Annotated in this window: 11 protein-coding genes and 1 pseudogene; 8 read left to right on the top strand and 4 right to left on the bottom strand. The window is 64.7% G+C overall.

Features of this window, described 5'->3' with window-relative positions; translation table 11 throughout:
• Window positions 1–9: 9 nt before the first annotated feature.
• Window positions 10–803, bottom strand: a pseudogene (locus CDN36_RS18405) (MHYT domain-containing protein).
• Between the two features lie 427 nt (window positions 804–1,230).
• Between CDN36_RS18405 and CDN36_RS18410 the strand changes: the two are divergent.
• On the top strand, window positions 1,231–2,796 hold the full coding sequence (locus CDN36_RS18410) for a DHA2 family efflux MFS transporter permease subunit (RefSeq protein WP_287497529.1): 1,566 nt from the start codon (window positions 1,231–1,233) through the stop codon (window positions 2,794–2,796).
• A 126-nt stretch (window positions 2,797–2,922) separates the two neighbouring features.
• Entirely contained in the window at window positions 2,923–3,873 is a 951-nt protein-coding gene (locus CDN36_RS18415; protein WP_287497530.1) for a DedA family protein/thiosulfate sulfurtransferase GlpE, read from the top strand.
• Between the two features lie 102 nt (window positions 3,874–3,975).
• Here CDN36_RS18415 and CDN36_RS18420 read toward each other — a convergent pair whose 3' ends face one another.
• Window positions 3,976–4,431, bottom strand: coding sequence for a MarR family winged helix-turn-helix transcriptional regulator (locus tag CDN36_RS18420; RefSeq protein WP_287497531.1), 456 nt, complete (start codon window positions 4,429–4,431; stop codon window positions 3,976–3,978).
• Between the two features lie 409 nt (window positions 4,432–4,840).
• Here CDN36_RS18420 and CDN36_RS18425 point away from each other — a divergent pair, with 409 nt between their 5' ends.
• The 6 genes from CDN36_RS18425 to CDN36_RS18450 all read left to right on the top strand — a co-directional run bounded on the left by CDN36_RS18425 (window position 4,841) and on the right by CDN36_RS18450 (window position 14,375).
• The gene (locus CDN36_RS18425) at window positions 4,841–6,616 is read left to right on the top strand and encodes a ClcB-like voltage-gated chloride channel protein (protein ID WP_502920386.1); all 1,776 of its coding nucleotides are present in this window, start codon (window positions 4,841–4,843) and stop codon (window positions 6,614–6,616) included.
• Window positions 6,613–8,619: a bifunctional tRNA (5-methylaminomethyl-2-thiouridine)(34)-methyltransferase MnmC2/FAD-dependent 5-carboxymethylaminomethyl-2-thiouridine(34) oxidoreductase MnmC1 gene (gene mnmC / locus CDN36_RS18430; RefSeq protein ID WP_287497532.1), complete on the top strand. Its 2,007-nt coding sequence runs from the start codon at window positions 6,613–6,615 to the stop codon at window positions 8,617–8,619. The genes CDN36_RS18425 and mnmC overlap by 4 nt, the downstream gene beginning before the upstream one ends.
• Window positions 8,620–9,245: 626 nt before the next feature.
• Window positions 9,246–10,451: a cation:proton antiporter gene (locus tag CDN36_RS18435; protein WP_150555466.1), complete on the top strand. Its 1,206-nt coding sequence runs from the start codon at window positions 9,246–9,248 to the stop codon at window positions 10,449–10,451.
• Between the two features lie 3 nt (window positions 10,452–10,454).
• A complete protein-coding gene (locus tag CDN36_RS18440) occupies window positions 10,455–11,570 on the top strand; it encodes a YbdK family carboxylate-amine ligase (protein WP_287497533.1) in 1,116 nt (371 codons plus the stop codon).
• A 1,517-nt stretch (window positions 11,571–13,087) separates the two neighbouring features.
• A complete protein-coding gene (locus CDN36_RS18445; protein WP_174966352.1) occupies window positions 13,088–13,729 on the top strand; it encodes a MarR family winged helix-turn-helix transcriptional regulator in 642 nt (213 codons plus the stop codon).
• Between the two features lie 193 nt (window positions 13,730–13,922).
• Entirely contained in the window at window positions 13,923–14,375 is a 453-nt protein-coding gene (locus CDN36_RS18450) for an SET domain-containing protein (protein ID WP_150555468.1), read from the top strand.
• A 235-nt stretch (window positions 14,376–14,610) separates the two neighbouring features.
• On the opposite strand, the gene CDN36_RS18455 is transcribed toward CDN36_RS18450, so the two are convergent.
• Both CDN36_RS18455 and phhA read right to left on the bottom strand, forming a co-directional pair.
• Window positions 14,611–15,042, bottom strand: a complete 432-nt coding sequence (locus CDN36_RS18455) for a 4a-hydroxytetrahydrobiopterin dehydratase (RefSeq protein ID WP_287497549.1) — start codon at window positions 15,040–15,042, stop codon at window positions 14,611–14,613.
• Between the two features lie 128 nt (window positions 15,043–15,170).
• Window positions 15,171–16,016, bottom strand: coding sequence for a phenylalanine 4-monooxygenase (gene phhA, locus CDN36_RS18460; RefSeq protein ID WP_287497534.1), 846 nt, complete (start codon window positions 16,014–16,016; stop codon window positions 15,171–15,173).
• Between the last annotated feature and the right edge of the window lie 69 nt (window positions 16,017–16,085).

Genomic DNA, 16,085 nt, shown 5'->3' on the forward strand with positions numbered 1-16,085 from the left:
GTGCCGCGATCAGGTGTGCCTCGCACGTTGGCGCATGAGCGCGTCGAGGCGGGCCGCCATGCGCTCGCGCCGCCTGCGCGAGGTGCGATAGAGCAGAACCGCCATGGCGAGCAATACCACGCAGGCAATGATGAAAACGCCATACGGCAGCGTGTCGCCTTGCAGCCGCATGCCGATCTGGGCGCGCGTCTGCGTCGTGCAGATGATGGTCCCGGCGCGCATGCCGGTGTAGTGCATGCCGCACACCGCGATTGCCATCACGAGTGCCGCCAGCGCGCGCTGCAGGCTCGTCTCCAGATGGAACGCCAGCCACAACGCCACGCTGGCGGCCACGATCGCGATGAGCACCGACAGCGCAATGATGGTCGTATCCCACTGGAAGTACGCCTGCGTGCGCACCGCGCTCATGCCGAGATAGTGCATGCCGGCCACGCCGAGCCCGCCCACGACGCCCCCACGATGCAGCGCGCCGCATTGCGATAGGGCGAGCGCGCCACGTACCAGAGCGCCGCGCCCGAGATCACCACGGCCAACAGGAGGCTGCCGAGCGTGGGCCATAGCGCATACGCCACGGGAAATGGCATACGTTGCGCGGCCATGCCGATGAAATGCATGCCCCAGATGCCGATACCGCCGAGTGCGAGTGCCGACACCCCGAGATAGCCCTTGCTGATGCGCCCGTCGTCGTCGCGAATGCGCGAGGCCGCGACCAGCGCGACATAGGCGCCGAGCGCCGATATCACGAACGACAGCAGGACCAGAAACTCACTGTATTGAAGGGGAATGACGCTACCTGGCTGCATGGGCTTATCCTGTGGTTTCGCTTTTCGCCGGGTGCCGAAGGCGCGGGCGAAAGACCTTTGTTCGAGCCTGCACGACTACGCCCCGGGCAGAGCGGACGCGGCATCGCACGCGTCGGGCGTCAGCGGCGATTTCATCCCGCCGCTCCGCCGGCGTCAAGGGGCAAAAGCGTCTGCCGTTCGCCAGAGAAAGGCGATTTGCCGCATGCCGCCGTCACGGCACGAAGCCTGCCCGGCGCGAACCCATGGCGCACGCGCGATTCGCGCAGCCGCGATGGTTTTGCGCGATGAAATGGGGTGAAACGTCGCGGTTTAGAGCGACGTTTCCAAACCTGCGTCGCACATCGCCGCGATTTCTGCGGCAACATCGTGGGATCCGGGGACCGCCGCGATCCGTCGGGTCGGGCGCAACGTCAGGGAGATACCTCACATGGCCGACGCCGCCACCGCAAACTCCGCCGCCGCGCCGCAAGGCGCACCGCTGAGCGGCGCGCGACTGGCAATTCTCACCATCGGTCTCGCCCTGGGCACGTTCATGGAGGTGCTCGACACCTCGATCGCCAACGTTGCCGTGCCGACCATTGCCGGCAGCGTGGGCGTATCGAACAGTCAGGGCACCTGGGTCATCAGTTCCTACGCCGTGGCGGCGGCCGTTGCCGTGCCGCTCACCGGTTGGCTCGCGCGACGCGTGGGCGAAGCCCGGCTGTTCGTGTCGTCGGTGGCGGCGTTTACGCTGGCGTCCATGCTGTGCGGCCTCGCGCCGAACATGGAAGCGCTGGTCGTCTGCCGTCTGCTGCAGGGCCTGGTCTCCGGCCCGATGGTGCCGCTCTCGCAGACCATCCTGCTGCGCAGCTTCCCGGAGAAGAAACGCGGGCTCGCGCTGGGCCTGTGGGCCATGACCGTGATCGTCGCGCCGATCTTCGGCCCCGTCGTGGGCGGATGGATCACGGACAACTACACCTGGCCATGGATTTTCTACATCAACGTGCCGGTGGGAGTCTTCTCGGCGGCGTCGTGCTTCGTGCTGCTGCGCGGGCATGAGACGAAGACGCGCAAGCTGCCGATCGACCTCGTCGGGCTGACGCTGCTCGCCATCGGGGTGGGCTCGCTGCAGATGATGCTCGACCTCGGCAAGGACCGCGACTGGTTCAACAACAGCCTGATCGTCACGCTCGCGATCACGGCGGCTGTGTGCCTGTCGTTCCTGGTGCTGTGGGAACTCACGTCCGAGACGCCCATCGTGGATCTCACGCTGTTCAGTGATCGCAATTTCGCACTCGGGGTGGTCGTGATCTCGTTCGGCTTCATGTCGTTCTTCGCGTCGGTGGTGATCTTTCCGCTATGGCTGCAGACGGTAATGGACTACACCGCCGGCAAGGCCGGGCTGGCGACCGCGCCGGTGGGCCTGCTCGCACTGGTGCTCTCGCCGATCATCGGACAGAACATGGAGCGGCTCAATCTACGCGCGGTGGCCTCGTTCGCGTTCTTCGTGTTTGCCGGCGTGTCGTTCTGGAATTCAGGCTTCGCGCTGAACATGTCGTTCGCGAAGGTGATCGAGCCGCGGCTCGTGCAGGGCATCGGTATCGCGTGCTTCTTCGTGCCGATGACGACGATCACCCTCTCGAGCATCTCCGACGAACGGCTTGCGGCGGCCTCCGGCCTGTCGAACTTCTTCCGCACGCTCTCGGGTGCAATCGGCACCGCGGTGAGCACGACGATGTGGGAAGATCGCGCGATCTATCACCACGCGCGCCTTGCCGAGCACATCACGCCGTACTCCGAGGCCACCACGAGCTATCTCGACCAATTGCGCCAGGGCCTGGGGCTGCCCCCCGGCGCGGACGTCGGCATGCTCAACGACCTCGTCACCCGGCACGCTTTCATGCTGGCGACCAACGACATCTTCCATCTGTCGGGCTACGTTTTTCTGGCGCTGGCGGTGCTCGTCTGGATGACTCGCCCGAAGCGTGCCGCGAGAGCGGCGCTCGGCCACTGACCGCGCCATCGTTCCAGAAAAGCAACATTACTTTTCGCCTTTCCGGCTTCTGGCCGTCACGACGCGGCGATACCATGCGGTATTGCGCGAATTCGCGCCCGCGCCCCAACACCACAGGTACCCGGCATGTTGTTCGATCTGATCGCCCGCTACGGACTTTGGCTCGTCTTTCTGAATATCTTCGGACAGGCGCTGGGCCTGCCGTTGCCGGCCTATCCCACCCTGATCGTCACGGCGTCCACGTCGCTCTTCCCGGCGGCGCTCATCGTCGGCCTGGCGGTATTCGCGGCGTTGCTCGGCGACGCGCTCTGGTTCCTCGCCGGACGCCGCTACGGCCACCACATCCTGCGGCTGATGTGCCGCCTGTCGATCTCGCCCGACACCTGCGTGAGCCGCACCGAGGGCGCGATGGGGCGCCACGGTGCGCGCGTGCTGGTGTTCGCCCGCTTCGTGCCCGGCCTCTCGGCGCTGTCGGTGCCGATGGCCGGCGCCCTCGGCGTGCCATGGCGCAAGTTCCTGATGTACGACGCCATTGGGGCGGCGCTCTGGTCGGGCGTAGCCGTGGCGCTTGGCGTGGGCTTTGCCTCGCACATCGTGGCCGTGCTCGACGCGTTCGATACGCTCGGTCGCGGCGTGCTCTGGCTGGTGGTGATCGTCTTCGCGCTGTACCTGCTCAACCGGTGGCTCAATCGCTACCGGCTGCTGCGCTCGCTGCGCATGGCGCGCATCGGCGTGAAGACGCTCGAAGCCTGGATGAAGGACGAAGTGACGCCGGTCGTCATCGACGTGCGTTCGGCCGCGCGCCGGGCCATCGATCCGTTCACGATTCCGGGCGCCATCGCCATCGAGCCGGACGACAATCTGGCCGAGCAGTTGCGCGATATTCCGCGCGATCGTCGCATCGTGGTGTTCTGCGCCTGCCCGAATGAAGTCACCGCCGCGCGGCTCGCGCAGCAACTGCGCGCGCAAGGCTTCACGGAAGTGCGCCCGCTGCTGGGTGGCCTCGATGCGTGGCGCGACGCCGGTTATACCGTCGAGAAGATCGACGGCGTCGAGATGCTCGTCCCGGCGCATTGACACTCACCGGGCGGCAATCGATTGCGTGCCACTGAATGACGCACGTCGGGCCGAAATGCCGGACGCGCGTTTGTCCTCTCGGACGTTCCCCCCAGACATCGCTCAGGCGGCATTGAGCGCTTCGCGAAGTTGCAGCAGCAGGTTGCGAAGCGTCTTCTGCGCGGCGTCGGACTGGCCCGTGGCCGCCTGGACCTGCGCCGGCACGTAACGCGCCTCGCGACGCAGGCTCACGCCGCGCGGCGTGAGGTCGATGAAGACCTGACGCTCGTCCGCCTCACCACGACGACGCGTCAAAAGTCCCATGGATTCCAGTCTTTTCAGCAGCGGGGTGAGCGTGCCGGAGTCGAGCCCGAGGCGTGCGCCCAGTTGATTGACTGCGATGCCGTCCTGCTCCCAGAGCACGACCATCGCGAGATATTGCGAGTAGGTGAGGCCCAGCCGGTCGAGCATCGGCTTGTGCGCCTTGGTCATGGCAAGCGCTGCCGAATACAACGCGAAACCCAACTGATCTTCCAGACGCACGGGTGTTTTCGGTGCGGTTTTCTTGCTCACTGCCATGCGGGTGTCGCTTCTCTTTTGCCGATTCGATTGCGCGCCATTCTATTTCACGGCGTGCAATGTGGCCAGTTGAAAGGCAGTGTCAGCGCGGCCGGATCATGGCCTCGTCGGCGGGTAACCGGCAGGCAGTCGGGTGACGGCGATGATGGCGGTCCCAGGGGCCTCCGATGCGGCCTAAAAAACGCGTTTATGTGAGCGATATTCACTTTTCGGGCGCCAGTCGCGGCGCCTCATCGTGGTGAACCGGAATGTCCGGGCCGGCATGTCCGGGCGGAAACGTCCGAGCCGCCCGGGGCACGGGCCGGCTGGGCTCTCATTACCTGAGCATCACTCAGTTTTCACGGCACCCGCCGGCCGATCTCGCGCCGGATGAGGCCCGCGCTTTCAAATTGAGTCGTCGGTCGATACCATGAGACCCAATTTCGATCACGACCGTCTCTTATCCGTGCCAGCAGTGTCCGCCTGGGCCAAATCGCCTGTCGTTGTGTGGGTGCGGCGTCAATTCGCACCGAACACCCTGCAGATCACGCTGCTGCTCGCCGGCATCGTCGGACTGCTGGGCGCGTTGGCCACCGTGGCGTTCCGGGAGGCGCTCTCCGGCTTGCAGTTCCTGCTGGCGGGGCATCACAGCGGCATGGTCGAGCTGGCGCAGGATCTGAACTGGTGGCAGCGCCTGCTGCTGCCCACCGCGGGCGGCCTCGTCGCGGGGCTGATTCTTCAATACGCCACGCTGTGGGTGCCAAAGAAGGGCGCGGACGACTATATGGAAGCCATCGCCATCGGCACCGGCGTGCTGAGTCTTCGCCAGACGCTCGTCAAGAGCATGTCGTCCCTCTGTTCCGTCGCCTCGGGGGCGTCGATCGGCCGGGAAGGGCCGATGGTGCAGCTCGCGGCGATGTTCGCGTCGCTCGTCGGGCGCATGCTCGCGTTTCCCCCGGAGCGTCTGCGCCTGCTCGTGGCCTGCGGTGCGACAGCCGGCATCACCTCCGCCTACAACGCTCCGATCGCCGGCGCGCTGTTCATCTCCGAGATTGTCTACGGCTCGATTTCGACGACCACGCTCGGACCGCTGGTCGTCGCGTCGGTCATCGCGAACATCGTCATTCGCCAGTTCCTCAGCTACGACGCGGTCTATCAAATGCCGCGCTTCGACTTCGTCTCCGGCTGGGAAGTCTTCTTCTACGTCGGCCTGGGCATTCTCGCGGGCGTGCTCGCACCGATGTTCCTGCGTTTGCTCGACACCGCCAAGCAACGCTTCGGCGCGCTGCCCGTGCCGCTCTTTGTGCGTCTGGCGCTCGGCGGGCTGATCGTTGGCGCGTTGTCGGTGCAGGTGCCCCACGTGTGGGGCAACGGCTACAGCGTGGTGAACTCGATTCTGCATACGCACTGGGCGTGGCAGGCGCTTGCCATGGTGCTGGTCTTCAAGGTGCTGGCCACGGCCTCGTCGGCCGGCTCCGGCGCGGTGGGCGGCGTGTTCACGCCGACACTTTTCGTCGGGGCGGCCCTCGGCAGTCTCTACGGTCTGGCGATGAACGCGCTGGCGCCGGCCACGGCGTCGGTGGCGAGCAGCTACGCCGTGGTCGGCATGGGCGCGTTTCTCGCGGCCACGACCTACGCGCCGCTCATGTCGATCCTGATGATCTTCGAGATGACGCTGAGCTACCAGGTGGTGCTGCCGCTCATGCTCGCCTGCGTGACCGCTTATCTCACAGCGCACGCGCTGCGCGAAGATTCGGTGTACGCGAAGTCGCTGCGCCGCAACCAGGTGGCCGGGCGCTGGCTGTCGATGACCGGCGAAGCCGGCACGATGCGCCTGTCCTCGCTGGCCGAAGACAACGACGCGGTCCTGAGCGCTGCCGCCACCCCGGAAGCTATCGCGCAACGGTTCATCGCCACCGGTTACCGCAACCTCGTGGTGCGCGCCGGTGACGGCGCGCTCGTCGGCACGCTGGACGCCGCGAGCTGGTGGCGGCGTCAAGCCACGGGTGAGCCGGCGCAATGGACGGAGGTGATCACGCCGTGCAAGCCGTTGGACGGCGAGACGACGCTCGTCGCGGCGCTGCGCGCGCTCGGCACGATGCGCGCGGACTGGGTGCCGGTCGTCGACGCGCAGGGGAAATGGCTCGGCGTGGTGTCGCTGCCCGGGCTCATCGAGATCGTGACCGAAGAGCGGGGTGGCGAATGAGCCGGCGGGCGGGTGCGGGCCCCATCACGCCGGCAGAGCCGGCGACGGCCGCTGACGGCACGCCTTACTCGGCGGCGTTCGACGACGTCTATCACAGCACCGACGGCGCGCTCGGTCAGGCGCGCCACGTCTTTCTCGGCGGCAACGGGCTGCCGGCGCGCTGGCGCGATCGAGCACAATTCGTGATCGTCGAGACGGGCTTTGGCCTCGGGCTGAATTTCCTTGCCACGTGGGCCGCCTGGCGCGACGACCCGCAGCGGCCCGCGCGACTGCACTTCGTGTCGGTCGAGAAGTTTCCGTTCCGGCCGCAGGACTTGCGGCGCATGCTCGAACCGATGCTCGTGCTGCCGGGCATGACCGAACTCGCGCCGCTCGTCCAGCGCCTGTGCGACGCCTGGCCGGCGCCGGTAGCCGGCTGGCACCGGCTCGAGTTGGCGCCCGGCGTGGTGTTGAGCGTCGGCTTCGGAGATTTCTTCGCTCTGATGCCGTCGTTGCGGGTCGGCGCCGATGCTTTCTTTCTCGATGGCTTCGCGCCATCGAAAAACCCCGACATGTGGTCGGCCGACGTCTTCAAGACGCTCGGGCGCATGGCGCGCGACGGCGCCACGCTCGCCACTTACACGGCGGCCGGACAGGTACGGCGCGATCTCGTCGCAGCGGGCTTCCGGATGGAACGCAGGCCCGGCTATGGCCGCAAGCGCGACATGCTCGCCGGCGCCTACGCGCCGCCATACCGCATGCGGCGCTACGATCCGCCCGCCGCGCGGCGTTGGCGCGATCGCGAAGCGATCGTCGTCGGGGCCGGAATGGCGGGCGCCGCGATGGCCCGCCGGCTCGTGGCGCGCGGCTGGCGCGTGCGGCTCTTCGAGCGGGCGCAAGCGCCGGGCTCGGCGGCGTCGGGCAATCCCGCGGGCGTCTTCCATCCCCAACTCTCTGCCGACGATAACGTGCTGTCGCGGCTCACTCGCGCGGGTTTTCTCTACGCGCTCTCGCAATGGCGCGCGCTGCCGGGCGGGTTGCCCGGGCGCGCGGACGGCCTGCTGCAAGTCGCCGGCAATGACGCCGAGGCGCACGCGATGGCGCAGTTGATGGCCGCCCATGCATATCCGCCGGCTTATGCGAGGTGGGTCGACGCAGCGCAGGCCAGCGCGCTCGCAGGCGAGACGCTCGCCCATGGCGGCGTCTGGTTCCCGGAAGGCGGCTGGCTCGCCCCGGCCATGCTCTGCCGCGCGGAACTGGTTGCGGCCGGGCCCGCGCTCGATGCGCGCTACGGCGTGACAGTGGACCGGCTGGTGCAGTGCGGCGGGCGCTGGGCGGCCGTCGACGGCAACGGGCAGGTGCTGGCCGAAGCCGACGTTGCCATCGTCACGGCGGCCGACGTCTCGCAGCGCCTGCTCGCACCTTACCTTGCGCCCGAATTCGTGCCCGTCCGGAAAGTACGCGGGCAATTGACGTTCCTGCCGCCGGACACCTTGCCCGGCCTGCGCGTGCCGGTCTGCGGCGATGGCTACGTCGCACCGTCGCCGCTGGCCGGGGCGGGGCCGGTCACGGGCGCGACGTATGGCTTCGACGACCCGGCCGAAGACGTGCGCGTGGCCGATCACCAGGCCAACCTGCGGCGCCTCGCCGCATTGCTGCCCGCCCATGCAAAGACATTCGGCGAGACCGGGCTCGGCGGCGAGCGCGCCGCCGCCGAGCTTGGCGGACGCACGGCATTTCGGGCGCTCGTCCCCGATCGCCTGCCGATGGCCGGGCAATTGCCGGACGTGGCCGCCATCGAGCCGCAGCAGCGGCGCCTGGCCGGCGCACACCTGCGCGATTTGCCGCGTCTGGACGGTCTGTATGCCAGCTTCGCCTTCGGCTCGCGCGGGCTGGTCTTCGCGTCGCTGTGCGCGGAACTCGTTGCGAGTCAGATCGAAGGCGAGCCGTGGCCGGTGGGAAGCGAGCTCGCCGACGCCATCGATCCGGCGCGCTACCTCATGCAGGCGCTGCGCAAGCGCTGAGCGCCGAACTGGTGGCGCACAGGTCGCCGCGCCGCGATGCCATCTCACCAGAGGGAGCCCCTAGGCGGGTCCGTGGGCGGGTTCATGGGCAAGTTCACGCGGGTCCCGGACCGGATCCCTGAGCGGCCGCTGCTTGCGGTCAATGTGCTGACTCAACAACGAGATGCCGTCCAGACATACCGCCGTGCTCCGAATTATCGATCCACTTGTCGGTCCCCCTATCGATTCACCATCAGTAAATCGAATCTGACCCCGTAGGGGTGAAAGACCGCACCCCGTGCGGGGCCGACGCGCTGCGCGCTTGCCCCGGCACACCGTCTCCGTTCTCCAGCACCGGGCTGGCGCGAGCTCCGAAACCGTGGTTCCAAGCGGCGATTGGCCGCGCGGGGCCGGTTCGGTGGTTCGGCGGCTCAGGGACTCAGGGGCTCAGGGGTCCGCAGGAGGGCCGCCGGCTTGCCGTCAGCCAGGCGATGGCCGGCCTTCGCGGGCCTCGGAAACCGAGTGTGGCAAAATAAACCCAACCCTTCGGGTTCGTCGCGCATTTGTCGTTCATCCGCAACCCCGCGCGCGACTTTCTTTTCCTTTTCACCACTTGATGCGCCGTCAAGCGGCGCAAAGCGAGCATTATGACGTCGGAACTGTCCCTCTTCCCGGGCTGGCCGCCGGCGCCCGACCCCGTTTTCTTTGCCGGGCTGGCATTGGTATTTGCCGGCCTCGCAGGGGAAATCTGTTTCCGGAGACTGCGCCTGCCGCGCATCACCGGTTACGCCGTGGTCGGGCTGGTTGGCGGCACCCTGGGTCTTTCCTCGATGCTGGACGCGCAAACGAGCGCTGCCATCCGGCTGCTGATCGACCTGGCGCTGGGCCTGCTGCTCTTCGAACTGGGCAGCCGCCTCAACCTGAAATGGATGCGGGCCAACCCCTGGATCATCGTCACGAGTGCACTCGAGGCGCTGCTCACCTTTGTCGCGGTCTATGCCGTGCTGCGCGTATTTGGCATAACGCCGCTCACGGCCGTACTCATTGCGTCGATCAGCATGGCCACGTCACCGGCGGTCGTCATCCAGCTCAAGAACGAGCTGCGCGCCGAAGGTCAGGTGACGGAGCGATTGCTGGCGCTGGCCGCGCTCAACAGCGTGTACGCCGTGGTCGCCGTGAAGCTCGTCTACGGCTGGATGCACCAGGCGTATCACTCGAGCGTGTGGGTCGTGATGTTCCATCCGCTGTACCTGCTCATCGGCTCGATCGTGCTGGCGTTCGTCCTGGCCAAGGCGTGCAACCTCGTGTTCCGCAGCTTCGGCAGCCAGGACCATCACGCGTTCGTGATGCTCATCGGTCTGATCATGCTGATGGTGGCGCTCGTGCACATGCTCAAGCTGCCGAACTCGCTCACGCTGCTGCTCGCCGGGATCATTTTCCGGAACCTGGAGGAGCGCCCGCAGCTCTGGCCCGCGTACTTCGGCACGGCCGGCTGGCTGCTTGCCGTGGTGCTGTTCGTGCTGACGTCGCTGGCCTTCCAGTGGGAGTACCTCGTGCTCGGCGGTCTCGCCGCGGCCGCGATCATCGTGGTGCGTCTGGCCGCAAAGGTGGTCGGCACGGTGGCCGTGGCGCATCAGGCCGGTATCAGCTACAGGCAGGCCGTCGCGCTTGGGCTGTCGCTGTGCCCGATGGCCAGTCTCGCGTTCGTACTCGTTGCCGATACCTACGACATTTACCCCCAGTTCGATCCAACGCTCAAAGCCGTGGTGATGTGCGCCATCGCGTTGCTGCAACTGGTCGCGCCGCTGGTGGTCTATTGGGCACTGGCCCTTGTCGGTGAACGGAAGGATTAAGCCATGTCATTAGAAGAATTCATTCCCTCGAAGCCGTGTACGTTCGGGGTGGAGCTCGAGATGCAGATCGTCAATCGTCACGACTACGATCTGACCAAGGCTGCCGCCGACGTGATGCGTCTCGTGGCCAAGGAGACGCACCCGGGCGACATCAAGCCCGAGATGACCGAGAGCATGATCGAGCTCTCCACGGACATCTGCCACCACCACAGCGACGCCGTCGCGCAACTGCGGCGAATTCGCGACGTGCTCGTCGCGGCGGCCGAGCAGCTCAACATCGGGCTGTGCGGCGGCGGCACGCACGCCTTCCAGCGATGGAGCGAGCGCACCATCTACGACTCGCCGCGCTTTCATTTCCTTTCCGAACTCTACGGCTATCTCGCCAAGCAGTTCACCGTGTTCGGCCAGCACGTGCACATCGGCTGTCCCGACCCGGACAGCGCGCTCTATCTGCTGCATGCGATGTCGCGCTATATTCCGCACTTCATTGCGCTGTCGGCGTCCTCGCCTTACGTGCAGGGGGTCGACACAGGCTTTCATTCCGCGCGATTGAATTCGGTGTTCGCATTCCCGCTCTCGGGCCGCGCACCGTTCGTGCTCAAGTGGGAAGACTTCGAGACGTATTTCGACAAGATGGTGAAAACCGGCGTTGTCGAGAGCATGAAGGACTTCTACTGGGACATTCGGCCAAAACCGGGTTTTGGGACGATCGAGGTGCGGGTGATGGACACCCCCCTGTCCGTCGACCGCGCGGCCGCCATCGCCTGTTATATCCAGTCTCTGGCCCGTTATCTGCTCGAGGAGCACCCGTTCGTGCTCAGCGAGGACGATTACCTCGTCTACACCTTCAATCGCTTCGAGGCCTGCCGCTTCGGTCTGGAAGGCGCTTATGTGAACCCGCAGACAGGCGAGCGCACCACCCTGGGCCAGCACGTCGCGCAAACGCTCGAGGTCATCAAGCCACATGCGGCGGCCCTGGAGGCCGAAGGCGCCTGCGAGGAGATCCGTCAGTTGGTCGCTTCAGGTAAGAACGACGCCGTATGGCTGCGCGAAGTCCAGGCCGACGCCAAGTCACTCAATGAAATGGTTCGCCAGCAGTGTCTGCGCTGGGCGGCATGACCTGAACCGGCCCGGAACACGGGCGTCGCGCGAACAGGATGTCTCGCGATGCGCGTCATTTGCGATCGGTGTTACCAAACCCCGCCTTGGCGGGGTTTTTTTATTGCCGTCGCCTTATTGCCATCACGATTTACCGCAGGCGGTAGCAGCCGGTTTTGCGGCACCCGGGGGTGCGGCGTTGCGCAATGTGTCCCGTTGGGGACGATCGGGCCAGGCAGCTTGAACAAAACGATCAAGGCGGACAGGGCAGACAGGGGGAACGGCGCGAACAGGACAAAAGCGCCTGTGAGAGGGGAATCCCGCGCCGCGGGCGCGGCGTTTTCCACCGTTGCGGCGAAGCGGGTTCACACGTTTTTGCTCGGCTCGTAGCGAGGTTTTAAGGTTTTAATAGGTTTACTGTATGTATACATAGTAGTAGTTAACAAAGGCGGACCACTCCTGTGGATAACCACAGTTAACCGTGTGTAAACAGGATCTTGGCGAAATAAGAACTGGATGGAAAAACAGCGGGTATCCCGAGAACAAGTCGGAACAGTTTTGGGCCCCTGTGGAAACCTTCTGAAGTTATCCCGATGCCATGCACATCTAGTCCGACAAGTTATCCAGAAAGTTATCCACAGGCGCTTAAATTTTGTGCAGAAGGCCCTGAAATATGCGGTTTTGTGGATAATTTTGACGTTCTCGCGTCGCTCGCCTGGTTCGCGGCTACAATCTCGCCACTTTGTTTAGAGACCTGCCGGACGCGGTGCGAAAAGTGACTGATTCTGGTTTTGCTGGCTGCAACGAGCGAAATCGCCGGCACCGTCCAATTCTTCGTTTCGTGTGTTCGAACGGCCATGCCAACGTACACACTCCCGACTTCACTTCCCGACTTTTCCGGCGAAACCGGCCTTCGGCCGACCCCCGGCCACTAACGATCCGCCGTTGTGTTTCAAATCATTTGCGTTCTGTCCGAAACGGCCAGATGAATGGCGCAGTCACGACCCCGGCATCCGGACATGCGGATCTCTCGAAGATCGAGAGATTTTTTGTGGCCCCGGTGGGGAACCTTGCATCGCGCAAAGGGATCGTTAAGGTCTGCAAGCCATGCGCGGCGCGGCTTCGCGCGCGACGGCGAATTTGTTGAGGGATGCAAGAGAACGGCGCCTGTGACCACTATTCAGCGAGCGATGAAATTCGCATGGGATGCGAAACGTTTTCAATGACGCGCCGCTTCGCATGGCGAGTGCGCAGGACACCAATATTTTGTAAACATCGTGAGTAGGATTTGGGAGATCAGTACAAGAACTGATACGCCAAAATTAAACTCGGAACACACAATGGAATCGTGGTGGGAAGGCAGGTTCAACAGCGACTTGCCGTCGCGTATCGACACGGAAGTGCTTTAGGGTTTCCCCCGGGCGGGGCGCCGGAACGCAGGACAAATGTGGGTCATGACGTGTGATGCACCGCCTGGGAGTTCGTATTTGACAAGCTGTTTTATCGACGTATAGTTTTTAGAAATCCTAAAGAAAATCATGGCTACTCCGACCCCACTTGATGAAGCGCTCTCCAAGCGCGTGACGGCAGGTTTGTTGCGCATGGGAACAGCGTTACGGAGCCACGCCTGGGAAGGCGCGGCAATGGCTGGATTGACGCCGACGCAGGGTGAGATACTCACCCTTTTGCTAGCGCGCGGCGTGCCGATGCGACTGGGCGAAATCGCGGAGGATGCGGCGCTCACGTCGGCCACGGTGAGCGAGGCCGTGAGCACACTCGAAAGCAAGGATCTGGTTGAAAAACGCCGCGACGTCAACGATGGTCGCGCGTTGGCGCTGCGCTTGACCGCCCGGGGCAAGACCGCCGCCAGGAAAGCGTCGCAATGGCCGAACTTCCTGATGACGGCCTCGGAGACGCTCAACGAGAAGGAGCGCTCGCAGTTCTACCGCACGCTGCTCAAACTCGTCTTCACGATGCAGGAGCGTGGCGACATGCCGCCGCAGCGTATGTGCCTGACATGCACTCACTTCGAGGTGAACGCGCGCGGCAAGGGCCCGTACTACTGCGATTACTTCAACGCGACGTATGACGATTCCCGACTGCCGATCGACTGTAACGCGCACGAGGAAGCCGACATCGCCACGCAGCGCAAGATCTGGAAGATCTACAGCAAGGCCTGAACGAAAGACGGCATTCGTCCGAATCGATCGACTCGGACGATTGTGGACGATCGTCTCGCGTCGAGCGTGCGTCAGGGGAAAACGTCATCCGATACCGGGTGACGTTTTTTTTCGTTTTGCGTTGTCACGCACATGATGGCCTCGTGCCTGTACACTGCGCTTTTTTGCATTCACGAAACCTCGTCGCATAGACATGGCAGCCAAGCGCAGAATCGAAGTCAGGAAGTCGGGCGTCCACGGTAAAGGTGTGTACGCGCTCAAGCGCCTCAAGAAGGGGGACCGCGTGATCGAATACAAGGGCGAGATCATTTCGTGGCGCGAAGCGCTGCGCCGCCATCCGCACGATCCGGAACACCCGACGCATACTTTCTACTTCAGTCTGGAAGACGGCCGCTGCATCGACGGCAAGGTCAACGGCAACAACGCGCGCTGGATCAACCACGCGTGTTCGCCGAATTGCGAAGCCCGCGAAGAGGGCGATCGCGTGTATATCTATGCGCTGCGCGACATCGAGCCGGGCGAAGAGCTTTTTTACGATTACGGTCTGGTGATCGACGCGCGTTACACCAAGAAACTCAAACGAGAATATGCGTGCCACTGCGGCAGCAAGGATTGCCGCGGCACGTTGCTGGCGCCCAAGCGCTGATTCGCCGGCGAACGCGAAAAAAGGCAGCGTCCGAAAAGTGATCGCAGACCGGCACGCGCGAGCCGAGCGAGGGTGACGAAGACCGGCACGCGCGAGCCGAGCGAGGGTGACGAAGACCGGTTGAGCGGCATCGGTGCGGATCGGGCCTGTGGGGTGCGTCCTGGCCGCGATACCGTCCGATGCTGAGAGAAACGCCCCGAAACGCGTGGTTGGGGCAATGCGAAGACGGCCGCGTTCAGCTCGAGCTGCGGTCGCCGGCGAACTGGTCGATGGCGAGCGCGAGGTCGACGTCACGCTGGGTCAGGCCGTCGGCGTCGTGCGTCGAGAGCGTGATGTCCACGCGGTTGTAGACGTTGAACCACTCGGGATGGTGATTCATCTTCTCGGCCTTGAGCGCCACTTGCGCCATGAAGCCGAAGGCTTCGTTGAAGTCGTGGAACGTGAAGCTGCGCTGGATGGCGTCGCGGCCGACCACCTGATGCCACTCGGGCAGCACTTCGGCCAGGCCGGCGCGAGCCTCGGATGAGAGTCGTGTTGTCATAGCATTCCTTTCAAAACGTTCGGTTTGAATCGGGCCGATTCGAATGCACCGGCGTCGGCACGACGCCAGTGATGGCCGCGCGCCGGACACGGGAGGGTACTCGGCCGAGCCGCACGCGGCGCCCATGAAGCGGCGGGGTCGCCATTTCATGCGGTCTATTGTTTCACAGGCAGGCGGTGCGTGTGTCGAAGCGCCTGGAGGGGGCGCTGGCAAAGACAAGCGGTGACGAGAGCCGACCCGCTCGCGCGCCGCGCTCACGCGGGCAGCAGGATCGGCGTGTCTTGCGGCTCGCGAGCGTTTGCCGCGAAAGGTGACGTCTCGGCAAAGGCCTTGAAGAGCGTGGGCAGATCGGCGCGCATCGCCTCGAACAGTTGGGCGAAATCATCGATCACGAAGTACGTTTGCTGAAACGTGTCGATGCGGTATTGCGTGCGCAGCACGCGCTCGAGCGAAAAACCGATGCGGTTCGGTTCGCGCGAGGTGAGGGAGAACTCGGTTTCGCCGCGGCTCGAGACGATGCCGGCGCCGTAGATGCGCAGACCGTCGCCGTCGCGCATCAGACCGAATTCGACGGTGTACCAGTACAGGCGTGCGAGCAGCGGCAGTGCGCCCAGCGACTGCGCGAGCTTGCCGGCCTCGCCATAGGCCTGCATGAAGTCGGCGAACACCGGGTTGGCAAGCAGCGGTACGTGACCGAATACGTCGTGAAAGCAGTCGGGTTCCTGCAGGTAGTCGAGCTGATCGGGGCGTCGCATCCACCATGTGGCCGGAAAGCGACGATGGGCGAGATGGTCGAAGAAGACCTCGTCCGGCACGAGGCCGGGCACCGCGACGACCTGCCAGCCGGTGGCGCGCATCAGTTTTTCGTTGAGACGGGCGAACTCCGGCACGCGACGGGCGTCCATGTCGAGAGCGTGAATACCGTCCATGAACGCCTCGCACACGCGTCCGGGAAGCATTGCCGTCTGACGTTCGTAGAGTTGTTGCCACACCGCGTGATCGACCGCGCCGTATTGTTCGACGGGCTGGTCGATCGTGAAGTCGGGCCGGGTCGTGAGACCGGCGTCGAACTGCTCCTGGAGCATGGCGGTGAGGGACATGATGCGGACGACTCAATCAAGCGGTTGCAATGATTGAAAGTGTAGTGCGCAGGGCGTGCGAAATGGGCG

The organism is Pandoraea sp. CB10b_02, assembly GCF_002216225.1.
Lineage (GTDB): Bacteria > Pseudomonadota > Gammaproteobacteria > Burkholderiales > Burkholderiaceae > Pandoraea > Pandoraea nosoerga.